Genomic DNA, 15,183 nt, shown 5'->3' with positions numbered 1-15,183 from the left:
GTGAAGTTGAAGGCGACGTTCATCGGCTTTTCGGCGATCCTGATGTGGTCGCTGCTGGCGCTGTTCACCACGGCTTCTGGCCAGATGCCGCCTTTCCAGCTTTCGGCGATCTGCTTTCTGATCGGCAGCCTTCCGGGAATTTGCGTGCTGATCGCCCGGCCGGGACGGCTGAAGCTCCTGCGCCAGCCGGCCAAGGTCTGGATCGTCGGCATCGCCGGCCTGTTCGGCTACCACTTCCTCTATTTCACGGCGCTGCGTAACGCGCCGGCGGTCGAGGCCGGGCTGATCGCCTATCTCTGGCCGCTCTTGATCGTCGTCGGCTCGGCGATGCTGCCGGGCGAGCGGTTGCGCTGGTACCACATTGCAGGAGCGCTTGCGGGGCTGGCCGGGACGGTGCTGATCGTCGCGCGCAACGGGTTGTCGTTCGATGGCGCCTATACGCTCGGCTACGGCGCCGCCTTCCTCTGCGCGTTCACCTGGTCGGGCTATTCGCTTTTGACGCGTCGGTTCGATGCCGTCTCCACCGATGTCGTCACCGGCTTCTGCCTTGCGACCGCGATCCTGTCGCTCGTGTGCCACCTCGCTTTGGAGACGACGGTCTGGCCCGCGACCGGCTTCGAGTGGTTCGCCGTTCTCGGCCTTGGCCTGCTTCCCGTCGGGGCCGCCTTCTATGCCTGGGACTTCGGCGTCAAGAACGGCGATATCCAGATCCTCGGTGCGGCGAGCTATGCCGCGCCGCTCTTGTCCACGCTCAATCTGGTGCTGACCGGCTTTGCCGAGCCGTCCTGGCGCATCGCGCTCGCCTGCGTCCTCGTCACCGGCGGGGCGGTGCTGGCGGCCAAGGACATGGTCCTGCGGCGCAAGCCGGAGCCCGTCACCGATACTGCGGCCGCTTGAGGCGAAAGCGGCGGCTCAGGTCTCAGAGACCGGGCCGCCAGTCCGGCGGCGCCATCTCGAAGGCGTCGAACGAAAAGCCGGGTGCCACGGTGCAGCCGACCAGGGACCAGTCGCCCAGCGGCTCGGCGCATTGCCACCAGCCGGCGGGGACCAGCACCTGCGGCCGTTCGCCGGCCGGAAGATCGTTGCCGAGGACGTGGGAGTTGATGACCTGCCCGTCGCCGGAAATGGAAAGCCGGAGGGGGCCGCCGGCATAGTGGTGCCAGATCTCGACGGCATCGCGCACCCGGTGCCAGTGGGACCGCTCGCCCTTTTCCAGCAGATAGTAGATTGCCGTCGAATGCCCGCGGGCGCCGCCTTCGGTATCGCGGAAGGTCTCGACGTACCATCCTCCCTCCGGATGACGCTGCATGCCGAGCGTGGCGATGATCTCCTTCGGCGCCATCAGAAGCGATCCTTGCGGGCACGGATCTCGGCGAAGACCTCCGCATCGGTCGCGTCCGCCATGCCGAGCACCTTGCGAATGCCGGGATCGGCGGCGCGCAGGAAGGGGTTCGTCTGTTTCTCGAGGCCGATCGTGGTGGGTGCGGTGAAGCGCCCTGCCGCCCGCATGCGCTCGATTTCGCCGGCGCGCGCCTGCAGCGCCGCATTGTCAGGATCGACCGTCAGCGCGAAGCGGGCGTTGGAGAGGGTGTATTCGTGACCGAAATAGACCGTGGTCTCTTCCGGAAGGGCCGCAAGCTTCGACAGGGATTGCCACATCTGCGCCGGCGTTCCCTCGAACAGGCGGCCGCAGCCGAGCGCAAACAGCGTGTCTGCGGCAAAGAGCAGCCCGTCGTCGGGCAGGTGGTAGCAGACATGGCCGGCGGTGTGCCCCGGCGTCCAGATGACCTCGATGGCATGCCCGGCGAGGTCGAAGCGGTCGCCATCGTCCACCGCACGGTCGATGCCGGGGATCCTGTCGCGCTCGCGGGCCGGTCCGACGATCTCGACGCCGAACCTAGCCTTGAGGCTTTGGTTCGCCTCCACGTGGTCGGTGTGGTGGTGCGTGGTGAGGACATGCGTCAGCGTCCACCCGCGCCGGGCAAGGGCGTCGAGGATCGGCTTTTCCTCCGGCGCATCGATGCTGGCGGTCGTGCCGGATTCCGGATCGTGGAGCAGCACCCCGAAATTGTCGCTCCGGCATCCGAAGAGTTCGATGTCGAATGATGTCATGGCATATTCCTTCCGGCGCGGAGAACGGGTGTGCGAGCGAATCTAGCGGCCCGGGCCTTGAAGTCCATCGCCCGGTGGCTAACATCTCGCCGATGCACGCAGATATTGTCGATCTTCGCGAATTTTACCACTCACCTCTCGGCCATCTCGCAGAGCACTCGATCACGATGGCGTTGGCCTCGATCTGGGCCCGCCTTCCCGAGGAGCGCCTCGTGGGGCTGGGCTATGCCGTGCCCTATCTCGACCGGTTCCGGGAGGATACGGAGCGCACCTTCGCCTTCATGCCGGCGGGGCAGGGGGCGGTGAACTGGCCGCTCGGGGAGGCTTCGGCGACGGCGCTCGTCTTCGACGAGGAACTGCCGCTGCCCGATTCGTCGATCGACCGGATCCTGATGGTGCATTCGCTGGAATTCGCCGAGAATCCGCGCGAGACGATGAAGGAACTCTGGCGCGTGCTGGCGCCCGGGGGGCGCCTGATCATCGTGGTGCCGAACCGGCGCGGCGTCTGGGCACGCATGGAGCACACGCCGTTCGGTTCGGGCCGGCCCTATTCGCGCAGCCAGCTGACCCATCTGTTGCGCGAGACCAACTTCACCCCCGGCGCGAGCGCCGAGGCGCTGCTGTTTCCGCCGTCGAAGCACCGTGCCGTCCACAAGCTGCGCAGTGCCTTCGAGCGGCTCGGGCGAAGGCTGTGGCCGATGTTCTCCGGCGTGCTCGTGGTCGAGGCGCAGAAGCGCCTCTATCAGGGCCTGCCGGTGGCCGCCCGCGCCTCGCGGCGCGTCTTCGTCCCTGTCCTGGCGCCTTCAGGCGTCCCCTCGACACGGACGACGCCGCGGCTCCGGCCCCTCGACAATCCGGCGCAGCGCCGGTAATGGCTGGCGCGACCACCCCCGCCCACCAGGGGGCTTCTGATCTCGCACAAGGGGCGCAGGCATGTCGGTTCAACAGTTTGACAGGATCGCGCTGATCGGCATCGGCCTCATCGGCTCCTCCATCGCCCGCGCGGTGAAGGAGCAGGGGCTGGCGGGATCGGTGGCGATCTCCAGCCGCAGCGAGGACACGCTGCGCCGGGCGAAGGAACTGGAGCTGGGGACCGACTACCACCTCGACGCGGCCGAGGCGGTGCGCGACGCCGACCTCGTCATCGTCTCCGTTCCGGTCGGCGCGTCCGGCAGCGTCGCCCGACAGATCGCGCCCAATCTCAAAGCCGGCGCGATCCTCACCGATGTCGGTTCCACCAAGGCATCCGTCGTGGCGCAGATGCTGCCGCATGTGCCCAAGGGCGTGCACTTCATTCCCGGCCACCCGCTCGCCGGCACCGAGCATTCCGGACCGGACGCAGGCTTTGCCGACCTTTTCCGCGGGCGCTGGTGCATCCTCACGCCCGTGCACGGCACAGACAAGGCGGCGAAGAAGAAGCTCTCGACGTTCTGGGAAACGCTCGGCTCGAAGGTGGACGAGATGGACACCGAGCATCACGACAAGGTGCTGGCGATCGTCTCGCATCTGCCGCATATCATCGCCTACAACATCGTCGGCACGGCCGATGACCTGGAGACGGTGACGGAATCGGAAGTCATCAAGTATTCGGCATCGGGCTTTCGCGACTTCACCCGGCTCGCCGCCTCCGACCCGACCATGTGGCGCGACGTCTGCCTGCACAACAAGGACGCGATTCTCGAGATGCTGGCGCGTTTTTCCGAAGATCTCGCCTATCTGCAGCGGGCGATCCGCTGGGGCGACGGTGAGAAGCTGTTCGACCTCTTCACCCGCACCCGGGCCATCCGCCGCTCGATCATCGATGCCGGCCAGGATACGGAGGCTGCGAACTTCGGCCGGCCGGTGGCGCCGCCGGACAAGCCGTCCTGACCTGCCTCAGAGGGGCGGAATGGCCGCGATCGGGATGAAGCCGAGATAGACGACGCCGTCGTCGACCTTGAGCCTCACGCTGGCATCGTCGCTGCCGCCCGACAGGGCGCGGATCGTCTCCGTGACGCTGTTGGCCGTGTCGGCAATCTCGGGATACGCCCGCTTGACGAGGTCGCGCACGGTGTCGATCCCGTTCACCTTCAGTTCGAAGCGGCCGGAGAGCAGGCCCTCGCCGTCGAACGCGTAGCGCCCGGAAAGCACCGCGGTCTTGCCGTTGCCGAAATCGAGGCCGAAACGGCGCAACTCCCCCTTCGTGCCGCGAGGGACATCGTCCGGCGGCCCGCTCGCAAGCCAGCCGGCGGCGTCCTCGATCGACAGGTCCAGCGTCGCATCGAAGGTCGGAACCGCGGTGTCGGCCACCGTCAGGTCGAGGCCGTCCAGTGACAGGGCAGCGTCCAGCGCATCGCCGTTTTCGCGCGTGTGCATCTCGCCGTGGCGCACCGTGAAGGTCAGACCGGTTCGACCCATTCCCGGCGTGAAGGTGCCTTTCAGCGCGTCATAGGCGACAGAGACACGTTCCAGGCCCGCCTTCTCCGCCACCACGCTGGCATGAAGCAGGTCCCAGTCGGCAATCAGCGACATCTCGGGCGCGACGCGGATCTGCGCGGGGCCGTCGAGTTCCAGGATCGCATGCCCGGGGCGATAGACCTGGGCTGCCGAGCGCAGCGCACCGAAGCTTGCAGAGGTGCCGGTACGGCTGTCGTCGAGGCCGAGGGAATCGCAGAAAACGCCGATGCGGAAGGGATAGCCCCGCACGTCGAGCCCGGTACAGGCCACGGCGACGGAGGCGTCGGAGAGCTGCCCCCGGACGATGGCCTTGAGCCGGTCGGCGCCGTAGAACCAGGCGGCGGTATAGAGTGCGACGAAGGCTGCCACGCCCACGCCCAGAAGCCAAAATCTGCGGGCGCTGCGGGAGGTCGCCGCGCCGTTCGTCGAAGTCATGCCGTTCTCCGTTCTGGCGAAAGGGCCGGGAGTTGTCTAGATTGTGCCCTCGCGGGTAATTGCGGCGGCATTCAGGTAGTTACGGGCAGGCACGGTGGACAGCAACGAATTTTGGGTCTTCGGTTACGGCTCCCTGATGTGGAATCCGGGGTTCGAGGTGGAGGAGAGCCGGCCTGCCCGTCTGCACGGCTTCCGCCGCTCGCTGTGCGTGCGCTCCTGGGTCCATCGCGGCACGCCCGACCATCCGGGCCTCGTGCTCGGGCTGGACCGGGGCGGCTCATGCCGGGGCATGGCCTTCCGCGTGGCGCCGGATCGATGGGGAGCGGTGGTCGACTATCTGCGCGAGCGCGAACTGGTCACCCATGTCTACAAGGAACGCACCCTGCCTGTCACCCTCGGCGACGGGCTGCGCAAGCCGGCTCTCGCCTATGTGATCGACCGGGCGCACCACCAGTATGCCGGCGCCCTGTCCGTCGAGGAGGCGGCGATCGCCGTCAGCACGGCAAAGGGCAAGTCCGGGCCGAACACCGATTATGTGACCAACACGCTGACCCACCTGCGGGAGATGGGCATTCGCGACCATTGGCTGGAAGACGTCGGGCGTTCCGTCGAACGACTCGTCAACGGCGGCTGAGAAACGGCTATTGTCGCTCTTTGAGGTGACCGGCGTCAGAGCCGCGCGCGCGCAGTTCGGCCACGCGCTGCGCTGCGGTGGGGGGAAGCGTCAGGTGCGGATTGGCATCGACCGTTTCCAGGAGAAGCTTGTCGCTCGCCGTCTCCATCACGTCGATCAGGTGGGCGAGGAAGGCGTCGGGGTCCATGCCGGCGGGGATCGGCGGCAGGATGCGGACCTTGAAATGGCCGGGATAACGCAGGAACTTGCGCCGCGGCCAGAACAGGCCGGGATGCATGACGACCGGAAGCACCGGCACCTGCAGGTCTCGGTAGAGCCTTGCGATGCCATACTTGTATTCGGGCGGGGCGCCGGGGGGGCGGCGCGTGCCTTCCGGATAGATGATCAGCTGGCGGCCGCTCTGCATTTCGGCCTTGGCCCGCTCCATCACCGCCGCCATCACCCGGCCGCGCGCGCCCCGGTCGACGGGAACCATGCGCTGCTTGAGGATGTACCAGCCGAACAGGGGAATCCAGGTCAGCTCGCGCTTGAGAATGTAGAAGGGGTCGTCCTGCCACGGCAGCAGCGCATAGGCGTCCCAGAAGGACTGGTGCTTCGGCGCGAAGATGTAGCCCTGGCCCTTGGGGATGTTCTCCAGCCCCTCGATCTCGAAGGTCGTGCCGACGATCTTGTCGAACAGCCAGTGATTGCTGCGCGCCCAGTTCTTGGCGATGCCGTAGGCCTTCTTGCGCGGCAGCAGGAAATAGACCGGCGTGAGCACGATCATCTGAAGGATCAGATTGAGGTAGAAGGCCAGGTTGAACAGGATGGAACGCACGACGATCATCAGGCGGAAGCTCTCCTCGGAAGGTCAGCCTGACTACACGATAATTCCGGCGCCGGAAACCGGGTCTGGAGCGAAGCGCTCAGTTCTCCGGAAGCAAGGTTGCGTGGGCCGGCTCGTCGCGCCGCAGGCCACTCGCCGTCCGCGCGCCCACGAAGTCGCGGGCGACCGCTACTGAATACTTGACGTATTCCGACAGCATCGCCTTCATCACCTGGGGTTCGCCGAGCCAGCTGCCGTTCTTCAGGTCGGAATTGATGACGGGATAGGACAGGAACTCGGTTTCCTTGTCGCTGCGTCTCAGTTCGAGCAGGCTGCGCGGCATGTGGTAGTTGTTGGTCACCACCAGGACCCGGCGGTAGCCGTGGTCGCTGATCCACCGTGCCGTCTCGTTGGCATTGCCGATCGTATCCATCGCGTCGTAGCCGATGTCGACGCAGCAGTCGAACAGCGAGGATGAGGACTGGGTGAACTTGCGGATCTGGTTGCCGGAGGTGGCCGGGTTGGCGCCGGAGATCAGCAGGCGCTTGCCGGCGCCTTCCTGCAGGAGGCCGATCGCCTGGTCGATGCGCTGGAAGCCGCCCGTCAGCACGACGATCGCGTCGGCACGGGGATGGTTCGGCGCCTCGAGCGAGGCGACGGTATCGGCGAAATAGAGGAAACCGCCGACCATCACGCCGGAAACGATCAGGAGCAGGAAGAGGAACAGCCGTACGAAACGACGAACAGGACGGATCCGCCAGCGTCCCGCTGGAGGCGTACCATCCTTCGACATCAGGTTCCGCGACTCGTCCATTGCGACCATGATTCTTCTTCATATCGTGCGATTGCGGCAAGGACGAGTCCGCTGCGGCACAATGGCGCGCCGGCAGTGGCTCAGGCCTCGGGCAATCCGTCCGTTCTGGCCGGATCGGAGCGGATCCGGTCGATCTCGAAAATCGTGCGCATGACCGTGAAACGGGCCGTCAGCGTCGTCAGCAGCGCGATCACGATCATGGTCGCGGCAATGCCAAGATAGCCGCCGGCGCCGACCGAGAAGGTCCCGAACAGGGCGGTCGCCTGGTCGCTTTGCGGCGTTGCGAGCGAGCGTCCCTGCCAGTAGCCGGCGATCGCGAAGACGAGGGCGGCCAGGGCGCCGCCGGCGAACGAGCCCTTCAGGCTGATCTTGAGGAAATGCTTCTGGAACTCGGTGGCGACGAAACCCGCCTCGGCGCCGACGAAATGCAGCACCTCGATGATGTGGCGGTTGCCGGACAGCGCGCCGCGCGTGGCGAAGACGACGGTCAGCACCATGGCGGAGAACACGAGAATCAGCACGCCGGTGCCGATCAACGCCGTGGTTTCGGCCATCGCGACGAGCCGGTTCACCCAGGTGCGATGGTCGTCGAGGAAGGCCTGCGGGATCTTCTCGGAGAGCGCCTGCCGCAGGGCTACGAAATCCGGCGGATTGCGCTCATCGATGGTGATCACTACCAGGCGCGGCACCGGCAGTTCGTCGAGGTCCAGGCCCTCGCCGAGCCAGGGCTCCAGCAGTCGCGCGGTCGCGGCGCGATCGACGATCTGGCCGTCGCGGGTTCCGGCGAAGGTGAGTGCCAGATCGCGGGCTTCGGCCAGGGCCGCTTCCATGTCCAGGTTGTCGTCCGGCTTGATCTGGATCGTGATCTCCCGGGAGATCTCGCTCTGCCAGCTTGCCGCAGTGGCCCGCACCATGCTGACGGCGCCATAGGTCAGGCAGGCGAGAAAAGCCATGATGGCGATGACGCACATCAGCGCATTGCCCGAGACGTTGGAGGGCGGAACGATCGGAGCGGTCGGCCGGACGCGCATTTCCGGGCGTTTCTGCTGGCCGCGCTCCTGCGGTTCTGGCTGCGTTGCGGGCTCACTCATAGATGTCGAGCCGCCCTTGCGAGAGGATCATGCGACGCGCGTCGACCTGATCCATCAGGGAGAGGTCGTGCGTGGCGATGACGACGGCCGTGCCGAGGCGGTTCAATTCGAGGAACAGGCTCAGAAGCCGCCGCGCCATCGGCGGATCGACGTTGCCGGTCGGTTCGTCGGCGAGCAGAAGCTCGGGCCGGTCGATCAGCGCGCGCGCGATGGCGGCGCGCTGCTTTTCCCCGCCGGAGAGCACCGGCGGCAACACGTTGATCCGCTCGCCGAGGCCCACCCATTTCAGCAGATCGATCACGTCGGCGCGGTAGGAAAGCTCGTCCTTGCCGCGCACGCGCAGCGGCAGCGCCACGTTCTCATAGGTCGTCAGGTGCTCCAGAAGGCGGAAGTCCTGGAAGACGATGCCGATCCGGCGGCGCAGCATCGGCAGTTCTTCGCGAGGAATGGTGGCGATGTTGCGGTCGAAGGTGCGGATGAGGCCCCTGGTCGGCTGCAGCGACAGGAAGAGCAGCCGCAAGAGCGTCGACTTGCCGGCGCCGGACGGGCCGGTGAGGAACTGGAAGGAGCGGCGCGGAATGTCAAAGGTCAGGTCGCGGAGCACTTCCGGACCCATCCCGTATCGCAGGCCGACATTCTCGAAGTGTATCAATGGGGCAATCCGGTTCTCGTCTCAGCGCGTGCCGCGTACCTTCTCTTGCAGGCTCGCCGATGGCACGAAATCAAGGCCCATCCAAGGCCGGTTTCCGAAGCATTAACCAGTATGGTTTACGGTTCGTAAGGATTCGGATCAATGCCCGACTTTTTACGGGTGGTCCGTCGCTGGACGAAAACGGCAAGGAGCACCGCCATGAGCGCATTCGGCGCACGGCGCGACAAGGGCGCCCCGATCGACCTGCTGCCGCCGGAACCGGGAAAACGCAGGCGAGAGGCCGCTGTACGGCGGCCGTCCCCCGAGATCGTCGATGCGGATTTCGTTGTCCTGCCCGATCGCGGCAAGGCGGCACGGGCGCCGGCGAAAAACGACAATCGCCTGCAGGAGGGTGCGGACGGCGCCGCCGTTGCGATCATGGTCGCCATCGGCAGGTTTGCGCTCGCCGCTGTCGTGGCTTCGGCGCAACTCGTGGAGCGCGGCCTGCAGCGCCTGCCGGCTCGCGCCTTCGGCACGGTCGTCACTGCCGGCGTTGCCGGCGCCTTCTTCTTCGCCGGCGGGCTTTCGGCGCTCGCGACCGTCTTTTCGGGCGGCGGCGCGGAGGCGGGGCTGAAGGTCGCAGGCGTCGCGTCCTCGCTGGACGATCGCGACGGGATGAAGGTGCTCTCGGTCTACGGCGCCGTCGAGAACCGGTCGCTCAAGGCACACCCGCTGCCGGCCATCATCGTCGACGTCATCGTGGGCGGCAGGACCGTGGCCCGCCACCGGATCGAGACGGCTTCGGCTCGCATGGCGCCGGGGGCGACGCGCCCGTTTTCGCTGAAGATCCCACACAAGGGCACGAGCCTGCCGAAAGTCGCGGTTTCGCTCGTGCCCGAGGATGCGCTCCGGCGATGAGTGTGCTATGCGGCGGGCAGAGGCGGCAGCTGCCGCCAGTCACAACGGCCGGAGCCAGATGCAGATGCAAGTCGTGCGCGGAAAGAAGATCGAGACCCTCTACAGCCCGGACCAGATCGCCCAGCGCAATGCGGAGATGGCCGAGCAGATCAAGGCAGGGCCGACCAGGGACCTTCTGGTCATCTCGATCCTCAAGGGGTCCTTCATCTTCGCGGCGGACCTGATCCGTGCCATGCACGCGACCGGGCTTGCACCCGAGGTGGAGTTCATCACGCTTTCGAGCTACGGCAAGGGCACGACCTCGCAGGGCGTGAAGATCGTCAAGGACATCGACAGCGACGTGCACGGGCGCGACATCCTGCTGATCGACGACATCCTCGAATCCGGTCGCACGCTGAAGTTCGCCAAGGAACTGCTCCTGGAACGCGGCGCCCATCGCGTCACCATCGCCGTGCTGCTCGACAAGCGCGTCAAGCGCCAGACCGATCTCGAGGCCGATTACGTGGGCTTCGAATGTCCCGATCACTTCGTCGTGGGCTACGGCATGGACGTCGCCTATGCGTTCCGGGAACTGCCGTTCGTCGGCGTGGTCACGGGCGACGCCGAGTAAATTCGTCCCGGTCCGGCACAGGCCCCCCGCGCTTTCTCCGTCCGACGTTTACCGATCGCAAACGAAACTCTGATCTTTTCTGGGCCAGGCGGCGGTATCGGCCGCGCGCCTTGCGCATTTTCGGACAGGGTCGGATGGACGGCCCGAAGGGGACACCATGGCGAGAATTCTGATCACCGAAGACGAGGATTCGCTGCGCATCTTCGTGGCGCGGGCGCTGCGGCTCGACGGCCACGAGACGGTGGAGGCCGCCGACGGCGCCCAGGGGCTCGACACTCTTTCGGAGGGCGGCTTCGACCTGCTCCTGTCCGACATCCGCATGCCTGTCATGGACGGCATCGAGCTTGCCCACAAGGCCGCGCTGGCTCATCCGCAGCTCAAGATCCTGCTGATGACCGGCTATGCGGAGCAGCGCGAGCGGGCCGAGGATCTCGCCGATAAGATCGTCGACGTCGTGGCGAAGCCGTTCAGCCTGCCGGATATCCGCACCGCGGTGGCACGCGCGCTGGCAGCCTGACGCCGGGCCCGTCGATTCAGGCCGTCTGACACGGGAAACGACGGCGTCTCGGGGCGCGAGCGCGCCCACCGGACGGCCGAAGCTCACGACCCCGGACGCGGACCTGACGATCACTCGATCCCCAGAAGCCGTTCCAGATAGTTGCGCTCGATCGTCTGCGTGTTGCCGATGCCGAGGCGACGGCGGATCTCTTCCAGAATCTCGCGGGCGCGTTGGATGTCGATCTCTTCCGGAACACGCGTGCGGCCGTCGTAGTCCGGCCCTTCGGCATTGTTCGGACGCTCGCGGCCGAGCGGATCGCGGCCGTTGCGGCCCATCTGCGGCTGGCCTTGACCCTCGCCGCCCTGCTGACCCATCGCCTGCATCTGGTTCATCATGTCCTGGGCGCCCTGGCGCAGGGCCTCGAGCGCACGCCCCTGGCTGCCGACGGCGGCCTCGCCTTCACCTTCGCCGAGCGCTTCGGAGGCACCTTCCATCTCGCGGCCGGCCTCGCCGAAGCCCTTGCCGGGTTCGATGCCCATCTCCTGCAGGCTCTTCTGCAACTGCCCGAGCTGTTCGCCGAGGGCTTCCTGCTGCGCTTTCAGATCCTTCAGCGCCTGGCGCAACTGCTCCTCGGTCATCTGGTCGGTGGGCGACTGGCCCTGCTGTTGCTGCTGCTCGCCCTGACCCTGGTCGCCGGGCTGCTGGTCGAACATCTCGTCGCCCGGCATCGGGTCGCCGCGCTGCATGCGGTCGCGCAATGCCTGGTCGAAGTTGAAGGTCTGGTCCATCAGCTTCTGCTGTTCCTGCATCAGCTTGCCGAGCTTGTCCATCTGCTGGCGCATGGCGTCGGATTGCTGGCCCTGCTGCTGTTGCTGCGGCCGGCCGGCCTGGAGATTGTTCATCATCCGCTGCAGTTCCGACAGCATCTGCCGGGCCTGGTCCTTCGCGCCGGAGCGGGCGAGGTTCTCGATCTGGTCCATCATCCGCTCGAGATCCTGCTGGCGCAGCATCTGGCCCTGCTGCGCGTTCTGCTGCATCTGGCCGTTCTTCTGCGCCTGGCGCGCCAGTTCCTGCATGTAGGCCTGCATCGCCTCGCGCAGTTCCTGCATCAGCTTGGCGATCTCCTCGTCGGGGGCATTGCGTTCCAGCGCTTCTGACAGCGCCTGCTGGGCCTCGCGCAGGCGCCGGTCGGCCAGCGACAGGTTGCCGTCCTCGATGCCGAGAGCGATCTCCCAGAGATAGTCGGCGGTCCCGCGCAACTGATCGTCGTTGCGGGCGAGCTTCATGCGCTCCTGCGCGGAATTGATCAGCAGGAAGTGCGTCGGGTTGGGGATCGTTTCCTCCGGCCGCAGCATCAAGGCTTCGTTGAGCATCACGGCGCGCGGCAACTGGTTGGCGTCCAGCGCAAAGGTCTGCCGTTCCTCGGCGACCGCGCCGGCAAGCGGCTCGAAGAAGACCTTGGCCGGCAGCACCATTTCCTGCGGCTGGCTGCGACCCTCCTGGCCGACGGCGTCGCGGGCGACGAGGGTGATGCGCACGCGCTTTCCGGCCATCGGGTGTTCGCTGAGATTGCGGCTGGTCGTGCCCTTGGCTTCGCGGGCGTTGCGGCGCGGCAGGTCGAGCTTGTACTCCGGCGCCGGATAGAGCGGACGGGCGTCGGCTGCCGGCTCTTCCACCGGAACGATCTCCGCATGGGCCTGCTGGATGCCGTAGTCGTCCTGGGCGATGAAGCTGATCTCGAGCGCGGAGGCCACCGTCTTGCGGGGCAATCCGTCGAAGGCGATCTCGGGCACGTGGTCGGGGATGATGTCGAAGGCCCATTCCTGGCCGGCGAGCGAGAGCGTGCCGTCCTTGACGATCTGGTAGCGCATCGTCTGCGGGCCGCCTGGCGGCGCCGGCGGAACGGGGGGCGTATCGGCCTTCGGCGGGCTGCCGGCGGCGGACTGCTGGTCCGGCTCGTCCGTCTTCGGCTCCTCCGGCCGGATCGCCGTCGCTGCCTCGCCGGTCGGCGTGTAAGTGACGCCGTCGGTTGCCTCGCCGCCGGTGACGCGTACCGTGAGTTCGCTGAACTGCGGCACGCGCAGCCGTCCCTGCACGGGCTCGGAGGTTCCCGTCAGGAACATCGGTGCGCGGCCGGTATGCGGGGGCGGGGTGACCCAGGCGTCGATGCGCACATCGGGTCGGTCGTCGGCCGGCTGGTGGAAGGTGACGACATCGGACAGCAGGCCGGCGCGGTTCGAATAGGAAAAGGCAAAGGCGACGGCGACGAGGAGCACGGGGATGGCGCGCAGGCCGTTGCGGTCGTGGCGGGCGATGTCCGGCCGGGGCGTGCCGGCCTGCAGCGCACCGATGGTGCGGGCCATTCGCGCGCGGTGTTCGCGCCACAGCGCCTCGGCCACCGCCCCGCCGCCGGCCGGCCTGTCGGCCTGCACCTGGATCGCCTGGTGGACGAGGCCGTTGCGCTCTTCCAGCATCCGATCGGCCTGGTCGACCTTCGGCCAGATGGCAAGTCGCAGGCGGACGGCGAGCGCCACGAAGCCAGCGGCAAAGGCTGCCAGCGTCGCGACGTGCAGCCAGGCGGATACGTGGCGGAAATAACCGAACCAGGTGAGGGCGAGGAAGCTTGCGACGAGCAGCGCCAGCGGCAGCAGCTTCGGCAGCAGGCTCTCGGCGAACAGGACGACGCGCGCCACCGCGCGCTTGCGGTTCAACCGGGCGGCAAGCCGTCCGCCTGCGGGATTGCCGGAGGGCTGGGGCGCGTCTTCGTGCATCGTCCTCGCTTCGCGTGTCTTGCTATCTCGCCTGGGCCGCTGCGGCCGTCGAACTCAAGCGGAGGATAACACCCTTTGTGGCGAAGACGAGGGTGAACGCGAAAACGTGATCGTATTCCCCCCGGCCGTTCACGTCTTCGGCCGACCTCAGGAGAGCCAGGCGGGGACGGAGTCGAGCCCGATCAGGTCCTCGTAGCTCGTGCGCGGGCGGATGACGTGGAATTCCCCGCCCTTCACCAGAACCTCGGGCACGAGCAGGCGCGAATTGTAGGTGCCGGCCTGGACCGCGCCATAGGCGCCCCCGGAGCCTACGGCGATGAGGTCGCCCGGCTTCGGCATCGCCATTTCCCGGTCCAGCGCCAGATAGTCGCCGGTCTCGCAGACCGGACCGACGACGTCGGCGCGGATGCGCGGCGCGCTGGCGGCGGAGAGGACGACGGGCTGGATCTCGTGCCAGGCCTCGTAGAGCGTCGGCCGGATCAGGTCGTTCATGGCGCCGTCGACGATGACGAAGGTCTTTTCGCCGCCATCCTTCACGTAGATCACCTCGGTGACGAGGATGCCGGCATTGCCGACGATCAGTCGGCCGGGTTCGGTGACGATCCGGCAGTCGAGGCCCTTGAGCTCGTTCTTGACGATCTCGGCATAGGCGTCCGGCAGCGGCGGCGGGGAATTGTCGCTCCTGTAGGGGATGCCGAGGCCGCCGCCGACGTCGACATGGTCGATCGCATGGCCGTCTGCGCGCAGCGTCTGCACCAGCTCCCGAAGCAGTTTGAAGGCGTCCTCGAACGGCTGCAGTTCAGTGATCTGGCTGCCGATATGCATGTCGATGCCGGTCACCTTGATGCCGGGAAGCGTTGCGGCGCGGGCATAGACCGCGCGCGCGCTTTCCCAGGAGATGCCGAACTTGTTCTCCTTCTTGCCCGTCGAGATCTTGGCATGGGTGCGGGCGTCGACGTCGGGGTTGATGCGGAAGGACACGTGCGCCTGCTTGCCGGCCTTGACGGCGCGAGCGTTCAGCACTTCGAGTTCCGGTTCGGATTCGACATTGAAGCAGTAGATGCCGGCCTCGATGCCGAGGTCCATCTCGCGCGCGGTCTTGCCGACGCCGGAGAACATGATGCGGCTTGCCGGGACGCCGGCTGCGAGCGCGCGGCGCAGTTCACCTTCCGAGACGACGTCCATGCCGGCGCCGAGGCGTGCCAGCGTCTTCAGGACCGCCTGGTTGGAATTGGCCTTCATGGCGTAGCAGACAAGCGCATCGACGCCGTCGAAGGCCTTGGAGAACACCTTGAAATGGCGCTCCAGCGTGGCCGTCGAGTAGCAATAGAAGGGCGTTCCCACCGCCTTGGCGATGTCCGGAACGGGAACGTCCTCGGCATAAAGGACGCCGTCGCGATATTCGAAATGGTTCACGTGCCTGTTCC

Annotated in this window: 16 protein-coding genes; 7 read left to right on the top strand and 9 right to left on the bottom strand. The window is 66.8% G+C overall.

Annotation, left to right across the window (positions count from 1 at the left end; genetic code table 11):
• On the top strand, nucleotides 1-897 hold the full coding sequence (gene yddG / locus LQK81_RS09675) for an aromatic amino acid exporter YddG (RefSeq protein ID WP_230806524.1): 897 nt from the start codon (nucleotides 1-3) through the stop codon (nucleotides 895-897).
• A gap of 22 nt (nucleotides 898-919) precedes the next feature.
• Here yddG and LQK81_RS09670 read toward each other — a convergent pair whose 3' ends face one another.
• Together LQK81_RS09670 and gloB are read right to left on the bottom strand one after the other, a co-directional pair.
• A complete protein-coding gene (locus tag LQK81_RS09670; RefSeq protein ID WP_230805794.1) occupies nucleotides 920-1,342 on the bottom strand; it encodes a cupin domain-containing protein in 423 nt (140 codons plus the stop codon).
• The gene (gene gloB / locus LQK81_RS09665; protein ID WP_230805792.1) at nucleotides 1,342-2,112 is read right to left on the bottom strand and encodes a hydroxyacylglutathione hydrolase; all 771 of its coding nucleotides are present in this window, start codon (nucleotides 2,110-2,112) and stop codon (nucleotides 1,342-1,344) included. The genes LQK81_RS09670 and gloB overlap by 1 nt, the downstream gene beginning before the upstream one ends.
• A 92-nt stretch (nucleotides 2,113-2,204) precedes the next feature.
• Between gloB and LQK81_RS09660 the strand changes: the two genes are divergently transcribed.
• Together LQK81_RS09660 and LQK81_RS09655 are read left to right on the top strand one after the other, a co-directional pair.
• Entirely contained in the window at nucleotides 2,205-2,984 is a 780-nt protein-coding gene (locus tag LQK81_RS09660; RefSeq protein WP_230805790.1) for a class I SAM-dependent methyltransferase, read from the top strand.
• 61 nt (nucleotides 2,985-3,045) lie between these two features.
• A complete protein-coding gene (locus LQK81_RS09655) occupies nucleotides 3,046-3,981 on the top strand; it encodes a prephenate/arogenate dehydrogenase family protein (RefSeq protein WP_230805789.1) in 936 nt (311 codons plus the stop codon).
• A gap of 6 nt (nucleotides 3,982-3,987) precedes the next feature.
• Here the strand turns inward: LQK81_RS09655 and LQK81_RS09650 are convergent, their stop codons facing one another.
• Complete coding sequence (locus LQK81_RS09650) at nucleotides 3,988-4,983, bottom strand: DUF2125 domain-containing protein (RefSeq protein WP_230805787.1); 996 nt, start codon at nucleotides 4,981-4,983, stop codon at nucleotides 3,988-3,990.
• 94 nt (nucleotides 4,984-5,077) lie between these two features.
• Here LQK81_RS09650 and LQK81_RS09645 point away from each other — a divergent pair, with 94 nt between their 5' ends.
• Nucleotides 5,078-5,617 carry a gamma-glutamylcyclotransferase gene (locus LQK81_RS09645; protein ID WP_330166543.1) on the top strand — a complete coding sequence of 180 codons (540 nt, stop codon included), beginning with the start codon at nucleotides 5,078-5,080 and terminating at the stop codon, nucleotides 5,615-5,617.
• Between the two features lie 7 nt (nucleotides 5,618-5,624).
• On the opposite strand, the gene LQK81_RS09640 is transcribed toward LQK81_RS09645, so the two are convergent.
• From LQK81_RS09640 to ftsE, 4 genes are all read right to left on the bottom strand, one after another.
• On the bottom strand, nucleotides 5,625-6,443 hold the full coding sequence (locus LQK81_RS09640; RefSeq protein ID WP_230805785.1) for a lysophospholipid acyltransferase family protein: 819 nt from the start codon (nucleotides 6,441-6,443) through the stop codon (nucleotides 5,625-5,627).
• 79 nt (nucleotides 6,444-6,522) lie between these two features.
• Nucleotides 6,523-7,215: a YdcF family protein gene (locus LQK81_RS09635; protein WP_230806522.1), complete on the bottom strand. Its 693-nt coding sequence runs from the start codon at nucleotides 7,213-7,215 to the stop codon at nucleotides 6,523-6,525.
• Nucleotides 7,216-7,316: 101 nt separating this feature from the next.
• On the bottom strand, nucleotides 7,317-8,327 hold the full coding sequence (locus LQK81_RS09630) for a cell division protein FtsX (RefSeq protein WP_230805783.1): 1,011 nt from the start codon (nucleotides 8,325-8,327) through the stop codon (nucleotides 7,317-7,319).
• Nucleotides 8,320-8,988 (bottom strand): cell division ATP-binding protein FtsE, encoded by a 669-nt coding sequence (gene ftsE, locus LQK81_RS09625; RefSeq protein ID WP_263811725.1) that lies wholly within the window; start codon nucleotides 8,986-8,988, stop codon nucleotides 8,320-8,322. Before ftsE ends, LQK81_RS09630 begins: the two co-directional genes overlap by 8 nt.
• Nucleotides 8,989-9,177: 189 nt before the next feature.
• On the opposite strand from ftsE, the gene LQK81_RS09620 reads away from it, so the two are divergent.
• From LQK81_RS09620 to LQK81_RS09610, 3 genes are all read left to right on the top strand, one after another.
• Nucleotides 9,178-9,876, top strand: coding sequence for a hypothetical protein (locus tag LQK81_RS09620; RefSeq protein ID WP_230805782.1), 699 nt, complete (start codon nucleotides 9,178-9,180; stop codon nucleotides 9,874-9,876).
• Nucleotides 9,877-9,940: 64 nt separating this feature from the next.
• Nucleotides 9,941-10,486 carry a hypoxanthine phosphoribosyltransferase gene (hpt, locus tag LQK81_RS09615; protein WP_230806520.1) on the top strand — a complete coding sequence of 182 codons (546 nt, stop codon included), beginning with the start codon at nucleotides 9,941-9,943 and terminating at the stop codon, nucleotides 10,484-10,486.
• A gap of 157 nt (nucleotides 10,487-10,643) precedes the next feature.
• On the top strand, nucleotides 10,644-11,003 hold the full coding sequence (locus LQK81_RS09610; protein ID WP_230805780.1) for a response regulator: 360 nt from the start codon (nucleotides 10,644-10,646) through the stop codon (nucleotides 11,001-11,003).
• Between the two features lie 110 nt (nucleotides 11,004-11,113).
• Here LQK81_RS09610 and LQK81_RS09605 read toward each other — a convergent pair whose 3' ends face one another.
• Nucleotides 11,114-13,756: a TIGR02302 family protein gene (locus LQK81_RS09605; protein WP_230805778.1), complete on the bottom strand. Its 2,643-nt coding sequence runs from the start codon at nucleotides 13,754-13,756 to the stop codon at nucleotides 11,114-11,116.
• A gap of 147 nt (nucleotides 13,757-13,903) precedes the next feature.
• Nucleotides 13,904-15,172 (bottom strand): diaminopimelate decarboxylase, encoded by a 1,269-nt coding sequence (lysA, locus tag LQK81_RS09600; protein WP_230805776.1) that lies wholly within the window; start codon nucleotides 15,170-15,172, stop codon nucleotides 13,904-13,906.
• Nucleotides 15,173-15,183: the final 11 nt, after the last annotated feature.

Source organism: Rhizobium sp. GN54 (genome assembly GCF_021026345.1).
In the GTDB taxonomy this organism is placed as follows: Bacteria; Pseudomonadota; Alphaproteobacteria; order Rhizobiales; family Rhizobiaceae; genus Mycoplana.
This window is presented reverse-complemented; position numbering and strand designations above follow the sequence as displayed.